Source organism: Novosphingobium sp. NBM11 (genome assembly GCF_015390225.1).
In the GTDB taxonomy this organism is placed as follows: Bacteria; Pseudomonadota; Alphaproteobacteria; order Sphingomonadales; family Sphingomonadaceae; genus Novosphingobium.
In genome coordinates this window covers 2,928,633-2,945,445 of sequence record NZ_VUOG01000001.1, presented here as the reverse complement: position 1 = coordinate 2,945,445, position 16,813 = coordinate 2,928,633, and the positions used below count along the sequence as shown (strand labels likewise).

Sequence of the window (16,813 nt, the reverse complement as noted above, 5' to 3'; positions counted from 1 at the left end):
CCTGTCAGGCGGAAATGCTGCGCGCCGCCTCGCGCAGCATTTCCGCATTTTCCGCGATCATCTGGCCGGTTGAGCGGGGTTTGCGCCCCGTCAGCCGCTCGACGTGGTCGGAGCGGATTTCCAGGAACCCTTCGCGGATCGCCCGGCCGAACGAGACCATGTCATCGCTGTTCCACGGAATGCCGTTGACGGACTGGTCATCGACGGGCCGGCGCGGAATGCCCATGGCGTCAAAGATCGCGTACTGCGCCTCGTCATCCACCGGCTCATAAGTCAACGGCTGCCCGGTGGCCTTTGCCATCAGCGCCGCCACGTCGCGGAAGCTCTGCAATTCCGGTCCGGTAATGTCATAGGTGCGGCCTTCGTGGCCCTCGCCCGTCAGCACGGCGACCGCGCAATCGATGCAATCTTCCCGCCAGACCATCGCCTCGCGCCCCTCGCCGGCATTGCTGATCCACGTGCCGGTCTGCATCACGCCCGGCCCTGCCATCAGCACCATCGCATCGGCATAGTGTGCGTCGCGCAGCATGGTCCAGCCGCAGCCCGAGGCGCGAATGAGCCGTTCGGTCTCGATATGATCGTGCCGCACTTCGGCCGGGTTGGCCGGATCGTCGATGCCGACGAAGCTGGTATAGACGATCTGCCGCACGCCGGCCGATGCCGCCGCCGCGATCGCCGCCCGGTGCTGCTCCACCCGCGCGCCTACCCGCGTGCCGCTGATCAGCAGCATCCGGTCCGCCCCGACCACTGCGCCGGCCAGCGTCTCCGGCAGGTCGAAATCGCCATAACGCACCGTGCAGCCTTGCGCCACGCGGTGCGCCAGCTTTTCCGGCTTGCGCGTGATCAGGATCAGATCGGCCCCGCGCCCTTGTGCGATCAGCCGGTCTGTCACCCCTCGCCCATAGTTGCCGGAAGCGCCGGTGATGACGATGCGCGTCACGCCGTCGCCGCGTCCAGTTGCGCCTGCGGCACCCACCAGCCATGCACCTGCGGGCGCAGCCGGGCGGGGATCGCCACTTTCGCCACGGGCCCCGCCGCGAGGTTGCCGGCATCGACCACCCAGGCCTCGTGCACGAAGCTGTTGTCGCCGACCTGCCGGTCCACGATCATGACCAGCCAGCCGTCATGCGCCGGGTCCTTCGCCGGCACGTGTACCGGCTCGTTATAGCCGGCCTGCGGCGGCAGGGGCAGCGCCTGCGAGACGTGCGGCGCGCCCGTGTCCATCCCGTCCAGGCGCACCAGCAGGTTGAAGCTGACGCCTACCGGCCCGGCGAAAAGCGGCGGTCCCTGCAGGTCCGGATTCATCGACAGCATCCAGCCATGGCCATAGCGGCGCCCCTGCTTCGCGGCGGGGATCACCGGGAAATCGCCGGGAGGGCCGATGATCGTTTCGGTGACGTCGCCACCCTCCGCGGTGGGATCAACGGTCCAGCGAGTCAGCGCGCCCCGGACCTCCTGCGACGCCATGAAGATGCCCGATGGTTCGCGGATGAAGGCAAAGGCGTTGGTGTTGTTGAGGCACGCATCGAAGTGCAGCAGCCCGCTCTCATCCTCCCACGCGTTCATCATGTGGTAGGAGTGGCACCCCTTCGGCCCCTTGAACCACCGGATTTCCGATACGTTGCCATAGCGCGGCATCACGCCCAGCCAGGAAGCGAGTTCCGGTTCGTGGTGCCAGTGTTCGCCCCCGGCCTGGATGCGCTCGAGATCGGCGGTCGTCGGATAGATCGGGAACAGCGCATAGTTCTCGCTGATCGTGAAATCGTGCATCATCGCGCAGTACGGCGCATCGAACCACTGTTCGGACTTCAGCACGCCATCGGGGCCGACGATGCAGTAGGCGACTTTCTTCGAGGCGAGGCCATCCGCCTCGTAGCCATAGAAGAACAGCTCGCCGGTACTCGCGTCGATCCGCACATGCGCGGTCATCGTCTCGGACTTCAGCGCGCCATCGAAGTCATGCGAACCGATGGTTTCGAGCGTTGCGGGATCGACGCGATAGGGGCGCCCATCCTCCTTCGCCATCAGCAGACGGCCGGCGTGCCAGACCGGCGTGGTGTTGGCGACCGTGCGGTCGATCCCGCGCACGTCCTCGTCATCGGTAAAGGGATTGCGGTACTTGCCGAAGCGCGCCCGGCCCAATTCCTTTTCCGCCTTGTGCCGCGCCGTTTCCACGAAGCGGATGGCGAAGTCCGCCGTGCCGTCCGCGTTGAACGACAGGCGGCTGACCATGCCATCGCCCGACAGCGTGTGATCGCTGGCGAACTTGGGCGGATAGGCCGGGTCGGGAACCGCGCGGAAGAAGCTGCCGCGCACTTCGGCCGGCAGCGCACCCTCCACCGTCAGCCCCTTCAATTCGACCTCCTGGCCAACCGGCTCGTTCAGGCCGGTGAAATACGGAGTCTGCGGGAAAGCGCCCATCGATCCTCATCCTAACAATTGTTATTATTTCTCCTTACAGGGTGAAACGGGCGATGCCAACCGATTCCGCAACGGCGCTCGCCACGATTGGCAATGGGCGGAACTGCAGCATTCGCGCTTTTCGTCCGCGCCAAAACGGAAAGGACCGCCGCCGCGAAAGCGACGACGGTCCTGGAAGCTGCCTTCCCGCTGAGCGGGTAAATCGGCCTCCTCTCCAACCGTTCAGAAGTCCTTCCTGAAACACCCGGCGCTGGCGAACGGCTCGTACAGCGATGTGAAGTGGGGCGTGATCAACAGGGTCCGGACTTCAAACGAAACGGGCTGCGACTCCTGGCTTTGACGCTTGTCGGCAAGCGAGCGTTTCCGGGAAAATAGCCTTCTAAGCGGCGCGGTGCAATCATTGTTGCAAAGGGGGCGCCACGGGGCGCCGCAATTGCACCACCAGCGGACGGGATCACGCCCACCACCAGGCCGTCGCGCGCATTTCGATGCTGACGCGGGGCGGCGCGTCGGGCGGGCAATCGGGCAGGTCGAACGCCACGTGGGGAACGTGATGCGCCCTGCCCTCGTCGGTATCGTTGGTCTTGAACAGGATCGCCTCATCGCGCGTCAGCGCGGGGAAATAGTGCCAGCGATGCGCGGCATTGTGCGCGACGACCAGCCCTTCGAACGACCATTCCGGCTTGCCCTCCTCATCGAACACGGCATCGGCTTCGATCAGGTCATCCCGTGCCAGCGTGCGGGCATCGCACAGGGCCAGCGGCACGTCCTGCGGCGGGGGAGAAATCGCGCGCCATACGTTGTAGTGCGCGCAGCGCGCGAACGGCCTGCCCGCAGCACCGCGTTCGCCGAACAGCGCGGCGGTCCCGTCCGAAATGTCGATATGCGCGAAGCGCGCCGGCATGGAATTGTTGAGGCTGCCCGCCCGACCCGACCGTTCGCTGAAGCGCAGCAGGCCGGGGCTGCCGACGTGGACATGATCCGCCCCGGTCACCCCGCGAACTAGCTCCGCGATCTCGTGCATATGCAGTGAAACGACCTGTTCGCGGTCCGCGAAATCGGAAACGGCGCTGCGATGGGCGACGAGCTGGAATCCCTCACGATCGATCGCGGTTCCCCCAGCGCGCGCATCGTGCATCGGCATGGGCACCGGGGCGATATCCACCTCATCCCGCTCATGCGCGTTGGCATAGTAGCGCGGTCGGGCGAAGCGGCGGCCCGAATAGGCGATGAGCGCTTCCATCACTGCATCCTTCTCCTGCGCCCGCCGTTGCCCGCGGGCCAACCGGAGAAAAGACCACAATTGTTAGCATTGCAAACAGAAAGGCCCGCTTCACCAACCGGCGAAGCGAGCCTTCCAGGAAACGGTAGGAGAATCAGCCCTGCGCGAGCTGCTGCTCCAGTTCGCCCAGCACGCGGTAGCAATCGAACACCTTGGCCACCGAGCTGTTGGGATCGCGGCCTTCGCGGATCGCGCTGACGAATTCGCGGTCCTGCAGTTCGATGCCGTTCATGCTGACCGCGACCTTCGATACGTCGATCGGCTCTTCCTTGCCGTTCACCAGATCGTCGTAACGCGCGATATAGGTCGCGGTATCGCCGATATAGCGGAAGAAGGTGCCCAGCGGCCCGTCGTTGTTGAACGATAGCGACAGCGTGCAGATCGCACCGCTTTCGCTCTTGAGCTGGATCGACATGTCCATGGCGATGCCCAGCTCCGGATGGATCGGGCCTTCCACCGCGTTGGCCTTGACGATCTTGCCCGCCTGATAGGCGAACAGGTCCACCGTGTGCGCGGCGTGGTGCCACAGCAGGTGGTCGGTCCACGAACGCGGCTCGCCCTTGGCGTTGATGTTCTTGCGGCGGAAGAAATAGGTCTGCACGTCCATCTGCTGGACGTTGAACTCGCCCGCCTTGATCCGGTTGTGCACGAACTGGTGGCTGGGATTGAAGCGGCGGGTGTGGCCGACCATGCAGACCTTGCCGGTTTCCTCCTGCACGCGCAGCACGTCCTGCGAATCCGCCCAGCTATCGGCCAGCGGAATTTCCACCTGCACGTGCTTGCCCGCCTTCATGCAGGCGATGGCCTGCGATGCGTGCATCTGGGTGGGCGTGCACAGGATCACGGCGTCCACGTCGTCGCGCGCCAAGGCGTCTTCCAGTTCGGTGGACGAATGCTTCGCGCCATACTTGGCGGCAACAGCGGCGGCCTGTTCGCCGGTCCGGCTGATGATCGAGACGATTTCGACGCCATCGATGTTCTTCAGGCCATCGAGGTGCTTTTCGCCGAACGCGCCGGCGCCTGCGAGGGCGATACGCATGGGGTCAGTTCCTTCAAAAAAGACCGGGCGGCCCGAAAGCCGCCCGGCAGGGTGGATCGTTTCAGTCCGCCGGTTCGAGCACGATGTGCCCGATGGCGGTGTTCGAGCAGGGGATGTGGTAGTGGCGGTTCAGCCGCTTGACCTTCTTGCCCAGCGCGCCGCGCATGATCAGCCACATCACCATTTCGATGCCTTCGCTGCCGGTTTCGCGCAGGTATTCGATGTGCGGGATATGGCGCACATCGTCGTTGTCGGCTTCCAGCAGATCAAGGAACTTGTTGTCCCATTCGCGGTTCAGCAGGCCCGCGCGCGGCCCCTGAAGCTGGTGGCTCATGCCGCCGGTGCCCCAGATCTGCACGTTCAGGTCTTCGGGGAAGCTTTCCACCGCGCGGGCAATCGCCTCGCCCAGCGCCCAGCAGCGGTTGCCCGAAGGCACCGGATAAGTGACGACGTTCACCGCCAGCGGCACCACCTTAACCGGCCACTTTTCCGGCTGGCCGAACATCATCGACAACGGCACGGTCAGCCCGTGATCCACGTCCATCTCGTTGATGATGGTCATGTCGAAATCGTCGAGGATCAGACTCTGCGCGATGTGCCAGGCAAGATCGGCGTGGCCTTCCACGTCGGGCACCGGCCGCGGCCCCCAGCCTTCGTCGGCCGACTTGTAGTGCTCACCGCAACCGATCGCGAACGTCGGGATGATGTTCGCGTCAAAGGCGGAAGCATGGTCGTTATAGACCAGGATCACCACGTCGGGCTTCGTTTCCTTTTCCCATTCGCGGGTCCATTCGTACCCCTTGAAGATCGGGCCGAAGTAATCGTCCTGCCACTTGCCCTGGTCGACAGCGACACCCAGCAGCGGCACGTGGCTGGAGCCAACGCCAGCGGTAATACGGGCCATCTCAGTAGCCTCCCTTGATCGAACGGTTGCCTTCCGGCGAGCGGCCGCCGTTGAGCATCATCTGCTGGTATTCGGGGAATGTCATGTCGGTCATCGTCGACACGGCCTGGGCGAAGCTGAACCCGTCGGTCGAAAACAGCTTGGACAGGAAATAGACGTTTCCGCCCAGATCGAGCAGCCGGTTGTAATCCCGCGCCAGCAGCGCTTCCTTGGCCTCGTCGGAAATGTTCCATTCGTCGAGGTAGGCCTTTTCATCGGCCTTGAAGCGTTCGCGATTGTCGGCCTTCATCAGGCTCATCGCGAACTGGTTGATCCAGTATCCCCGCCGGGCGCGCTTGGCCGTGTAGACCCGCGTGCCGGGGATATCGTCGAACTCGGCCAGGTATTCGTGGATATTCTGCCGAGCCTTTTCGCCAGCGTCTTTCTCGTTGCTCACAGGCCCCTCTCCTTCAGTTTGGCGTCGAGACGCGGGAACACGCGGCGGGCGTTGCCTTCGAAGATCGCGTGGCGTTCCGCGTCCGAGATAGCGAGCGCATCGACATAGCGCTTGGTGTCGTCGAAATAGAAACCGGTGGTCGGATCGATCCCGCGCACCGCGCCGACCATTTCCGATCCGAACAGGATGTTCTTGTTCTCGATCACGTCGGCCAGCAGATCGATGCCCGGCTGGTGATAGACGCAGGTATCGAAGAACACGTTGTTCATCAGGTGCGTGTCGAGGCCGGGCTTCTTCAGCATGTCCGCCAGCCCGCGATACCGGCCCCAGTGATAGGGCACCGCGCCGCCGCCGTGCGGGATGATGAAGCGCAGGGCCGGGAACCGGCCAAACAGGTCACCTTCCAGCAACTGCATGAAGGCGATCGTGTCGGCCGCGATGTAATAGCCGCCGGTGGCGTGCATCGCCGGGTTGCACGAACCCGAAACGTGGATCATCGCCGGCACGTCCAGTTCCACCATCTTCTCGTAGAACGGGAACCAGTATTCGTCCGTCAGCGGCGGATGCCTGAAGTGCCCGCCACCCGGATCGGGATTGAGGTTGCAGCCGATGAAGCCCAGCTCGGTGACGCAGCGCTCCAGCTCCGCAATCGAGCTGGTCATGTCCGCTTCGGGCGACTGCGGCAGCATGCACACGCCCGCGAAGGTTTCGGGATAGAGGCGCACCACGCGCGCGATCAGATCGTTGCAGACCTGCGCCCACTTCACCGCAACCGACTGGTCGCCCACATGCGGCGCCATCGCCGAAGCGCGGGGGCTGAAGATCGTCATGTCCGCGCCGCGTTCCTTGAGCAGGCGCAGCTGGTTGCCCTCGATCGTCTCGCGGATCTCGTCGTCCGAGATTTCGGGATAGGGCGGGCACTCGGTCCCGGCCTTGAACGCGGCCTTCTGCTTCTCGCGCCATTCGTCGTGCGCCTTGGGCAGCACGGTGTAGTGGCCGTGGCAGTCGATGATCATGGTCATTCGCTCGTCACTCCAATCCCAACCCTACCTCCGTTCGTGTCGAGCGAAGTCGAGACACCCGCGCTGGGCATCTCGACTTCGCTCGATGCGAACGGAATTGCTTTTCCGGCCTGCTCGCGCTGGCGGCGCACGGTGCCGCTGGTCATCACCGGTTCGATACCCAGCGATTCCAGCGTCTTGCAGCTTTCCTCCATCTCGGCGGCGCGGCGAATGCCGTGCGTGGTCATGCGCTCGACGTTGTAGGCGGCGCGGACCGTCCAGCTTTCCCGCTTCTCGCTGGCGTCGAGCGAGGCCAGCACCTCGTCGACCACGCCGGCAGCGCTCGCCGCCAGCATCATCTCGGCCGTCAGTGCCTCGATGCCCTTGACCATGATCGACCGGATCATCTTGATCGCGCTCGCCCGGCCGATCTCGGCCCCCACGATGCGCACGTTGGCGAACCCCACTTCGCGCAGCAGCGCTTCCGCGTCTGCCGCCGCTTCGCCCGCCAGCAGCAGCGGCACGTTCATGCGCGCGGGATGGACCGGTGCCAGCACCGCCACGTCGACATAGCGCCCGCCCGCCGCCTCGATCGCCTTCGCAGCGGCGCGCTTGGTGTCGGGCGCCACCGAATTCATGTCACACCAGATCGCCCCCGCCTTCAGCAACCCGGCATAGTCGCGCGCCGCCGGCAGGGCGGAATCCGCCGTCACCAGCGAAAGCGCGAAGTCCGCGCTGGTCAGCGCGCATTCGGCGGTGGCGCAGGCGACGACGCCGGCCTCCTCCATCACCGCGCGCCGCGCGGGATCGATATCATAGGCCAGCGCGCCCGCTTCCCAGCCGGCGGCCTTGGCGAACGTGGACCCGGCTTCGCCGAACCCGATCAGGGCAAGTGTGGCATCCATCGATCGCCCTCCTGCGCGGAGAGGCCCGCGCCGGGAAATGCAAAGATGGGCGCGGGCATAAATTTATGCGAAACCCGCTTGCGCCACCTGGTGCAACAGCGTGACGAACGCGGCCTGCGGTGCGGTGGGCCGCCAGCCCTGCCGCGTGGTGATCCCGAACGTGCGCGTGACCGGAACCGGCGGATGCCGCATCGCCAGCACGCCGGCATCCAGTTCCACCGCCAGTTGCGCGGGCGACAGCAGCGTCAGTGCATCGCTTCCCCGCAGCAGCTGGCGCACCGTCAGCACCGATCCGCATTCGATGCCCACGTGCGGCGGCTCCGCCCCCACCGCGCGCATCATCGCTTCCCAATAGTGCCGCAACGGCGTGTCGCGCCCCGACAATATCCAGGGATAGGCGGTCATCGCCGCGCCATCGACGGCGGGCAGCGCCAGCAGCGGATGGCCCGCGCGCATCACCAGCGCAGGACGATCCTCGAACACCGCTTCCTGTTCCAGGTCGTCGAGCAGGGCCGCCTCGCGCAGCGCGCCAAGCATCAGGTCGATTTCGCCATCGCGCAGCGGGCCGGCCAACTCCGCATGGCTGCCTTCCATCACCGCGACATCCACCCCCGGCCAGTCGCGCACGAAGCGCAGCACCGTTTCCGGCAGCCAGCGCGCGCGCGACAGCGGCATTGCGCCCACCACGATGCGCCCGGCAGCCTTGCCCTGCCAGGCCGCCACTTCGGCAAGGCCCGCGCGCAGTTCCGCCATGGCAAGGCCGAACCCTCGCGCGCGCCGCTCCCCGGCCGGGGTCAGCATCACCGAACGGCCGCGCCGGTCGACCAGCCGCTGCCCCAGCGCGACCGCCAGATCGGCCACGGCGCGGTGCAGCGAAGCGGTGGAAAGCCCGGTCTCCTCGGCCGCGACGGCATAGCTACCCGCCCGCGCCAGTGCCAGGAACGCGCGCATCTGCGTGCCGGTCACGCGCGGGGAACCGATATGCGCCAGGGCCGCGTCGGCGCGCGGCGCCAGCAACAGCGCCGGTTCCGTCGGCGTCATGCCGGCCGCGCCGCGCTCGAACAGCGCGCAGCCGAGGTCCGCCTCCAACCGGGCGATCGCCTGCGTCAACGCCGGCTGCGTCAGGTTGATGGCGCGGGCGGCGCGCGTTACGCTGCCATGGTGCACCGTGGCCGCCAGCGCGGCGAAGTGGCGGATATTGAGAGGCCGCTCGCTCATTCCGCTCGCTTAGCATTTCCTTATGCCCCGCGCCAAACATTGCATTGGCTGGCATGGCGCGTGCGGCCCATGGACACGGCGAGATTACGCCATGCAATTGGGAGCACGGGATATGTCGGGTATCGTCGTCCAGAATATCGAGCGGGCCGATCCGGCCGTGATCGACGGCCTTGCCGCCTGCGGCGTGGCCACCGTGCACGAGGCGCAGGGCCGCACCGGCCTGCTCGCCAGCTACATGCGCCCGATCTATCGCGGCGCGCGCATCGCGGGCAGCGCGCTGACGATCAGCGCCGCGCCCGGCGACAACTGGATGGTCCATGTCGCCATCGAACAGCTCCAGGCCGGGGACATCCTCCTGCTCGCGCCGACCTCTCCGTGCGAGGACGGCTACTTCGGCGATCTTCTCGCCACCAGCGCGCAGGCGCGCGGCTGCCGCGGCCTGGTGATCGACGCCGGCGTGCGCGACGTGCGTGATCTTACCGAGATGGAATTCCCCGTCTGGTCCAAGGCGATCTATGCGCAGGGCACGGTCAAGAACACGCTGGGCAGCGTCAACGTGCCGGTCGTCTGCGCCAACGCGCTGGTCAATCCGGGCGACGTGATCGTGGCCGACGACGACGGCGTCTGCGTGGTCCCCCGCGCCAACGCCGAAGCCGTGCTGAAAGCCGCGCAGGCGCGCGAAGCCAACGAAGGCGAAAAGCGCGCCAAGCTGGCCGCCGGGGTTCTGGGGCTGGACATGTACAAGATGCGCGAACGGCTCGAGAAGGAAGGGCTGAAGTACGTATGAGACAAGGGGCGCGCGCAAGCGCCCCTTCCCCGTTCGCGTCGAGCGTAGTCGAGACGCCGCGCGCAACGTGTCTCGACAGGCTAGACACGAACGGAGCTTTGACATGAGTTCTCATTCAGCCCCCTGCATGTGGATGCGCGGCGGCACGTCCAAGGGCGGATACTTCCTCAAGGAAGACCTTCCCGTCGATACCGCCGCGCGCGATGCGTTCCTGCTCGGCGTGATGGGCAGCCCCGATCCGCGCCAGATCGACGGCATGGGCGGCGCGGACCCGCTGACCAGCAAGGTGGCCGTGGTAGCGAAGTCCACGCGCGAAGGGATCGACGTCGATTACCTGTTCCTGCAGGTCTTCGTCGATCAGGCGATCGTTACCGACGCGCAGAACTGCGGCAACATCCTGGCCGGGATCGGCCCCTTCGCGATCGAGCGCGGCCTTGTCGCCGCCACCGGCGATGAAACCCGTGTCGCCATTTTCATGGAAAACACCGGCCAGGTCGCCGTGGCCACGGTGCGGACGCCGGGCGGCAAGGTGACGTACGCGGGCGACGCCGCCATCGATGGCGTGCCGGGCACCCATGCGCCGGTGCCGCTGGAATTCCGCGATACCGCCGGATCTTCGTGCGGGGCGCTGCTGCCCACGGGCAACGCGGTCGATGTGGTCAATGGCGTGCCGGTGACGCTGATCGACAACGGCATGCCCTGCGTGGTGATGAAAGCGCAGGACGTGGGTATCACCGGTTACGAGGACCGGGACTGGCTAGACAACGCCACCGAGCTGAAGGCCAGGATCGAAGCGATCCGGCTGGCCGTGGGCGAACGCATGAATCTGGGCGACGTGAAGGAAAAGTCCGTCCCCAAGATGATGCTCGTCGCCCCGCCGAAGAACGGCGGCGCCGTTACCGTGCGCAGCTTCATTCCCCACCGCGCCCATGCCACCATCGGCGTGCTGGGGGCGGTGAGCGTCGCTACTGCCTGCCTCATCCCTGGTTCGCCGGCGGCCGAGGTGGCCGTGATCCCCGACGGCGTGCGCAAGACGCTGTCGGTGGAGCATCCCACCGGCGAAATGAGCTGCGTGCTCGAAACCGACGATACCGGCGCGGTGCGCACTGCCGCGCTGCTGCGCACCGCGCGCAAGCTTATGGACGGCGTGGTGTTCGGATAACGGGCAGCGCGCGTCCTTCGACAGGCTCAGCATGAGCGGAGTCTGGTAATTGTTCCTGTTTCAACACCCGTTCGTCCTGAGCCTGTCGAAGGACGCGCGCCGAGGGTAAGACCATGACCGACCGCATCCTGAGCTGGCACACAAACCCGTCCAAGCCGCGCTACACCCCGCCCGCCGGCGCGATCGACGCGCATTGCCACGTGTTCGGCCCGATGGCGCAGTTCCCGTTCAGCGCCAAGGCCAAGTACCTGCCGCGGGATGCCGGGCCGGACATGCTGTTCGCGCTGCGCGATCACCTGGGCTTCACCAAAAACGTGATCGTGCAGGCAAGCTGCCATGGCACCGACAACGCCGCCACGCTGGATGCCATCGCCAAGTCCGATGGCAAGGCGCGCGGCGTCGCCGTGGTCGATCCCGCGATTTCGGAAGCCGATCTTCATGCCCTGCACGAAGGCGGCATTCGTGGCATCCGCTTCAATTTCCTCAAGCGGCTGGTCGATGACGCGCCGAAGGACAAGTTCCTCGAAGTCGCCAACCGGCTGCCCAAGGGCTGGCACGTGGTGATCTATTTCGAGGCCGATATCCTGGACGAACTGCGCCCGTTCATGGACGCCATCCCCGTGCCGCTGGTGATCGACCACATGGGCCGCCCCGATGTGCGGCAGGGTCCGGACGGCGCGGACATGAAGGCCTTCCGCGCCTTTCTGGACAGCCGTGAGGACATCTGGTTCAAGGCCACCTGCCCCGACCGGCTCGACGCGATCAAGGAAGGCGGCGCGGGCGATCCGTGGAACGCCTTTGCCGACGCCGTGGCGCCGCTGGTGGCCGATTATCAGGACCGCGTGTTGTGGGGCACCGACTGGCCGCACCCCAACATGGACACTGAGATCCCCGACGACGGCCATCTGGTCGACATGATCCCACGGATCGCCCCGACCGAGGAACTCCAGCGCAAGCTGCTGATCGACAATCCCACCGCGCTTTACTGGGCCGACTGACAGCCCGCACGGGCAGGCCCCGCGCCTGCGCGATCACCCCTTTGTCAGGCCGCTGCACCACCCGGCGCGCAGCGAAAAATTAAGCCCCTTCGGTTAGAGGCCACTCTGACGGAAGGGACGGCAAGTGATCCGCACGCAACCGCATATCGATGGCGAGGCCGCGCCGCGGTCGGCTTCCGCGCGCGTGTACAAGACGGTGGCGTTTACCCCGGCCCTCGCCGATCCGGCCTTTTGCGCGGCATGGACCCGGCTCGAAGCGTCCGCCGCCTTGCCAACGCAGGGATTGGCCTTCGTCACCGCGCTGGCCTGTTCGATGCTGGCCGGCGCCGACATCAACGTTTTCGCCGTAGCCCACGAGATCGGCGGGCAGGAACTGGCCGCGCGAGGATGGGAGGGACTGGCGGCGCTGCTGCCCTTGTATCGCGATGCTTCCAGCCGACCACACCGCTGGCGGATGCCCGGCGCGCGCGAGGTCTATGAACCTTGCGATGCGCTCTATGATAGCCCCGAAGCCGCGCACCGGCTCGCCCAGGCCATCGCCGGGCAATCGCAGCCCGTCTCGCTGGACCGGATACCGGCGCAGTCGCTGCTCGTCCCCACGCTGCGCGCGGCGATGAAAGGGCGCGGACTGGTGTCGGTCCGGTCCGCCCTGCCCTGTCCCACGATCACGCTTGGACCAGCGTGGGAACACCCTGAAGACCAGTTCAACGCCGGCCGCCGTTCCGACTTCCGCCGCGCCGCGCGCAAGGCCGCGGCCATGGGTGCCGTGACCTACGAGGTCCACGCGCCCGATCCAGACACCTTCGACCGCTGGTTCGACGAGGCGCTCGATGTCGAACTGCATAGCTGGAAGAAGGAGGCAGGGACGGCCATGGCCAGTGACCACGCCAAGGCCGATTTCTTCCGAGCCTTCTTCCGCGCCGCCAGTGCCGCCGGCACGTTCCGCGTCGCCTTCGTGCGCATCGATGGACAGCCGGCCGCCATGCAGCTCGCGATCGAGCACGCCGCGCGCTTCTGGCTGTTCAAGATCGGCTACGACGAACGCTTCGGCAAGTGCTCTCCGGGAACGCTGCTGATGCTGCACACGCTGCGATACGCCGCCTCGCGCGGGCTGATCGCCTACGAACTGCTCGGCAATATCGAGCCGTGGATCTCCGAACTGTGGACGCGCGATCACCACGAGTGCGTGCGGCTGCGCACCTATCCGTTCTCCATCGCCGGGCTGACGGCGCTGGCCGTGGACGGCGGCGATTGGCTGCGCCAGCGCCTGTTTCCCGAAACCGGTGCCTGATGCGCGGCGTGAAAGCCGCCCTGCGTGACGCGCGCTATGCCCTTCCCGGCCGTCTGGGGCGCCTGCTGTCCGCGCCGGATGCGCGATCCGTCGCGCGGCTGGCGCGGCGGCTCGAACGGCGCGGGATCGGGGTAACAACGGGTTACATCCCGGGGCCGGACGCGGAGCCCGCCGCCGTCGCGGCCGAAAACGTCGCGGTGATCGCGCTGCTCGCAGGGCAGGGTGGCACGCCGTACCTTTCCGCCAAGCTGCCAACGCTGGCGTTTGACGAACCGGCTTTTGCCGCCATCGCGCAGGCCGCGAGCACCGCCGCCATGCCTTTCCTGTTCGACGCGCACGCGCTGAAGGACGCGGAACCGATCCACGCATATCTGGCGGCCCTGCTCCCGACACGCCCCGGCACCGGCTGCGTCCTTCCCGCGCGCTGGCGGCGCAGCCTGGACGATGCGGTGCGCCTGCGCGACACCACCGCCCGCCTGCGCCTCGTCAAGGGCGAATGGGCCGATCCCGACTGGCCCGATTGCGACATGGACCACGCCTATCGCGCGCTGGTGGAAACGCTGGCCGGTCGAACCGCCCCGGTATCCGTGGCCACGCACAAGCCGGAGCTGGCGGACCATGCGCTGCGCACCTTGCGCGCAGCCGGCACGCCGTGCGAACTCGAACAGTTGCGGGGGCTGCCGATGCGGCGCACCATGGCCATCGCGCGCGCGCAGGGCGTGCCGGTCCGCGTCTATATCCCGTTCGGCGAAGGGTGGTGGCCCTACGCGCTCGACAAGGCGCTCGCCCGCCCGTACCTGCCGCTGTGGATGCTGCGCGACGTGATCGGCTGAAACGCCCTACTTTTGATCCGCATCCACGCGCTTGTAGTCCTCCTGGATGGCCTTGGGCACATCCTCGAAGCTGTCCCACGGCAGCGGCTTGTGCAGCTCCATCGACCAGCGCTCCAGCCATTCGATGCCGTCCTTGCCGCTATAAGGATCGGGCGTGCGGTACGCCGGATCACGCATCACCTGGTCCAGCGAGACCGGACGCAGCCGCTGGCGCTTCAGGATCGCGGCCAGTTCGTCCATGCTGTCGGCATTGAGCCGCGTGGCGTGCAGCAGCATGACGTAGGGTATATCACGGCCGAACAGCGCACGCGATGCCGAACGATACCAGCCGATCGTCCGTTCGGTATAGGCGAGGTAGGTGGCACGGATGCGCTGCCGGCGGGGTTCGTCGTGCCGCGCGATGGCGTCGTCGTAAGGCTCGGCGAACTCCCAGTCGTCCGCGTCGATGGTGACGGGCGCATTGCGGTAGCCGTGCTCGGTCAGCCACTGCTCGATCTCGCGCTTGACCGCTTCGGGCGATCCGGTCTCCAGATAGGGGTAGCGGAACCAGCGCGGCCGGCGATGGCGTTCGGCGAGCAGTTCGCGAATGACCGGCTCGCCGCGCGCGATGTCCGCAATATAGGCCCGCCCCCCGATCTGGTTCGGCGAATTGTGCGAGAAGGTGTGGTTGCCCAGGTCCATCCCGGCATCAAGCCAGCGCCGCAGGTTGGCGAACTGGCGCGGTCGGTCGAGCGCCAGCTTGCCTTCGTTGACGAAGCCCGTCGCCGGGAAATGATAGTGTCGCAGGCCGCGCAGGATCATCACGTTGATGTAATCGACATAGGGCTGGCTGTTGAGCTGGGTCAGGCCGGGCAGATCGTCGAACGTCAGCGCGATCGTGCCACGCGGCGGGCGCGCGGGCGCTTGCGGCGCGGGCTTGGCGGCGGCATTCGGCAAGACGTTCGGCAGAGCATGGGCATTGGGCGCGGCACGAACGACCGGCGCCACCAGCACCAGCAGCGCCAGCGATGGCAGGAACAACAGGAACTTGCGCATTGGCTTCCTCTGTTGGCGGGCGGTCCCCCGGTAGCGCTCTAGCGCGACAATCGGGGATGCGCCACTCGCGCCCGGTTTCGTATGCCCGGCGGTCCGATCCAAATAGGATCGATCACACCATGTCGGCCGGGCGCACCAGCCGGTCGAACGTGGCTTCGTCCACCAGCCCCAGCGCCAGCCCCGCCTCCCGCAGGGTCAACCCTTGCGCGTGCGCGTGCTTGGCAATCTTGGCGGCGTTGTCGTAGCCGATCGCGGGCGCCAGCGCCGTTACCAGCATCAGCGACCGGTCGACCAGTTCGGCAATGCGCCCGGTGTTCGGCTCGATGCCTTCCACGCAGCGTTCCGCGAAGCTGTCCATGCCGACGGCGAGCAGGTGGACGGACCGCAGCACGGCCGCGCCAATCAGCGGCTTGAACACATTGAGTTCCAGATGGCCCTGCAAGCCGCCGACCGTCACCGCCTGATGGTTGCCGATCACTTGCGCGGACACCATCGTCAGCATCTCGCACTGCGTGGGGTTGACCTTGCCCGGCATGATCGAACTACCTGGCTCGTTGGCCGGCAGGTCCAGTTCCCCCAGCCCCGAACGCGGACCGGACCCGAGCAGGCGAATATCGTTGGCGATCTTGGTCAGCGCCACCGCCAGCGTGCCCAGCGTGGCCGAGAACTGCACCAGCGCATCGTTCGATGCCAGCGCCTCGAACTTGTTGGGCGCGGTCACATAGGGGCGACCGGTCAGCGCCGCGACTTCGGCGGCGAAGTCCTCGCTGAACCCTTCGGGCGCGTTCAACCCTGTGCCCACGGCCGTGCCGCCCTGCGCCAGACGGAGCAGAAAGGCCTCCGCATCGCGCAAGCGGCGATAGGCATCGCGCAACTGCTGGACATAGCCCGAGAATTCCTGGCCCAGCGTCAGCGGCGTGGCATCCTGCAGATGGGTTCGGCCGATCTTGACGATACCCTGCCATGCCTCCGCCTTGACCGTCAGCGCGCCGCACAGCCGGTCGAGCGCGGGAATCAAATCATCGTTCAGGGATTGCACCGCCGCGATATGCAGCGCGGTCGGAAAGCTATCGTTGGACGATTGCCCGCGATTGACGTGATCGTTGGGGTGGACCGGGTTCTTGCCGCCGCGCGTTCCCGTCAGGATCTCGTTGGCGCGCCCGGCGATCACTTCGTTGACGTTCATGTTCGATTGCGTGCCGCTGCCGGTCTGCCAGATGACCAGCGGAAACTGATCGTCGTGCCGGCCCGCGATCACTTCGCCCGCCGCCGTGCCGATCGCGTCGGCCAGCCCGGCATCCAGCCCGTGCCGCCGGTTCACCCGCGCCGCCGCCTGCTTGACCAGCGCCAGCGCGCACACGATGCCCAGCGGCATCCTTTCCTGCATACCGAAAGGGAAATTCTCGACGCTGCGCTGGGTCTGCGCGCCCCAGTAAGCGGATGCGGGGACGGCGATTTCGCCAATACTGTCGGATTCAAGGCGCGTGGCGGTCATGGGGTC

General features: G+C 66.5%; 16 protein-coding genes. 5 read left to right on the top strand and 11 right to left on the bottom strand.

Annotation, left to right across the window (positions count from 1 at the left end):
• Positions 1–4 precede the first annotated feature (4 nt).
• The 9 genes from F1640_RS14270 to F1640_RS14230 all read right to left on the bottom strand — a co-directional run bounded on the left by F1640_RS14270 (position 5) and on the right by F1640_RS14230 (position 9,206).
• Entirely contained in the window at positions 5–940 is a 936-nt protein-coding gene (locus tag F1640_RS14270) for an NAD(P)H-binding protein (protein ID WP_194919780.1), read from the bottom strand.
• Positions 937–2,421 carry a carotenoid oxygenase family protein gene (locus F1640_RS14265; RefSeq protein ID WP_194919778.1) on the bottom strand — a complete coding sequence of 495 codons (1,485 nt, stop codon included), beginning with the start codon at positions 2,419–2,421 and terminating at the stop codon, positions 937–939. The genes F1640_RS14270 and F1640_RS14265 overlap by 4 nt, the downstream gene beginning before the upstream one ends.
• Before the next feature lie 454 nt (positions 2,422–2,875).
• Positions 2,876–3,664 (bottom strand): CmcJ/NvfI family oxidoreductase, encoded by a 789-nt coding sequence (locus F1640_RS14260; RefSeq protein ID WP_194919776.1) that lies wholly within the window; start codon positions 3,662–3,664, stop codon positions 2,876–2,878.
• Between the two features lie 133 nt (positions 3,665–3,797).
• Positions 3,798–4,742: a Gfo/Idh/MocA family oxidoreductase gene (locus F1640_RS14255; RefSeq protein WP_124807792.1), complete on the bottom strand. Its 945-nt coding sequence runs from the start codon at positions 4,740–4,742 to the stop codon at positions 3,798–3,800.
• A gap of 61 nt (positions 4,743–4,803) precedes the next feature.
• The gene (locus tag F1640_RS14250) at positions 4,804–5,646 is read right to left on the bottom strand and encodes a class III extradiol dioxygenase subunit beta (RefSeq protein WP_124807793.1); all 843 of its coding nucleotides are present in this window, start codon (positions 5,644–5,646) and stop codon (positions 4,804–4,806) included.
• Between the two features lies 1 nt (position 5,647).
• Entirely contained in the window at positions 5,648–6,082 is a 435-nt protein-coding gene (gene ligA / locus F1640_RS14245; RefSeq protein ID WP_194919775.1) for a protocatechuate 4,5-dioxygenase subunit alpha, read from the bottom strand.
• Positions 6,079–7,104, bottom strand: a complete 1,026-nt coding sequence (locus F1640_RS14240) for an amidohydrolase family protein (protein ID WP_194919774.1) — start codon at positions 7,102–7,104, stop codon at positions 6,079–6,081. The genes ligA and F1640_RS14240 overlap by 4 nt, the downstream gene beginning before the upstream one ends.
• Positions 7,101–7,988 (bottom strand): NAD(P)-dependent oxidoreductase, encoded by an 888-nt coding sequence (locus tag F1640_RS14235; protein WP_194919772.1) that lies wholly within the window; start codon positions 7,986–7,988, stop codon positions 7,101–7,103. The genes F1640_RS14240 and F1640_RS14235 overlap by 4 nt, the downstream gene beginning before the upstream one ends.
• 63 nt (positions 7,989–8,051) lie before the next feature.
• Entirely contained in the window at positions 8,052–9,206 is a 1,155-nt protein-coding gene (locus F1640_RS14230) for a LysR family transcriptional regulator (protein WP_194919770.1), read from the bottom strand.
• A 112-nt stretch (positions 9,207–9,318) separates the two neighbouring features.
• On the opposite strand from F1640_RS14230, the gene ligK reads away from it, so the two are divergent.
• The 5 genes from ligK (at position 9,319) to F1640_RS14205 (ending at position 14,277) form a co-directional block, all read left to right on the top strand.
• The gene (gene ligK, locus F1640_RS14225) at positions 9,319–9,993 is read left to right on the top strand and encodes a 4-carboxy-4-hydroxy-2-oxoadipate aldolase/oxaloacetate decarboxylase (RefSeq protein WP_194919768.1); all 675 of its coding nucleotides are present in this window, start codon (positions 9,319–9,321) and stop codon (positions 9,991–9,993) included.
• A 103-nt stretch (positions 9,994–10,096) separates the two neighbouring features.
• Complete coding sequence (locus F1640_RS14220) at positions 10,097–11,155, top strand: 4-oxalomesaconate tautomerase (protein ID WP_194919766.1); 1,059 nt, start codon at positions 10,097–10,099, stop codon at positions 11,153–11,155.
• 113 nt (positions 11,156–11,268) lie between these two features.
• A complete protein-coding gene (locus tag F1640_RS14215) occupies positions 11,269–12,153 on the top strand; it encodes an amidohydrolase family protein (RefSeq protein ID WP_124807800.1) in 885 nt (294 codons plus the stop codon).
• A 124-nt stretch (positions 12,154–12,277) separates the two neighbouring features.
• Positions 12,278–13,444 (top strand): GNAT family N-acetyltransferase, encoded by a 1,167-nt coding sequence (locus tag F1640_RS25835; protein WP_194919765.1) that lies wholly within the window; start codon positions 12,278–12,280, stop codon positions 13,442–13,444.
• Positions 13,444–14,277 carry a proline dehydrogenase gene (locus tag F1640_RS14205; protein WP_194919763.1) on the top strand — a complete coding sequence of 278 codons (834 nt, stop codon included), beginning with the start codon at positions 13,444–13,446 and terminating at the stop codon, positions 14,275–14,277. The genes F1640_RS25835 and F1640_RS14205 overlap by 1 nt, the downstream gene beginning before the upstream one ends.
• A gap of 6 nt (positions 14,278–14,283) precedes the next feature.
• Here F1640_RS14205 and F1640_RS14200 read toward each other — a convergent pair whose 3' ends face one another.
• The gene (locus F1640_RS14200; RefSeq protein WP_194919761.1) at positions 14,284–15,312 is read right to left on the bottom strand and encodes a polysaccharide deacetylase family protein; all 1,029 of its coding nucleotides are present in this window, start codon (positions 15,310–15,312) and stop codon (positions 14,284–14,286) included.
• Positions 15,313–15,424: 112 nt separating this feature from the next.
• A complete protein-coding gene (fumC, locus tag F1640_RS14195) occupies positions 15,425–16,807 on the bottom strand; it encodes a class II fumarate hydratase (protein WP_194919759.1) in 1,383 nt (460 codons plus the stop codon).
• Between the last annotated feature and the right edge of the window lie 6 nt (positions 16,808–16,813).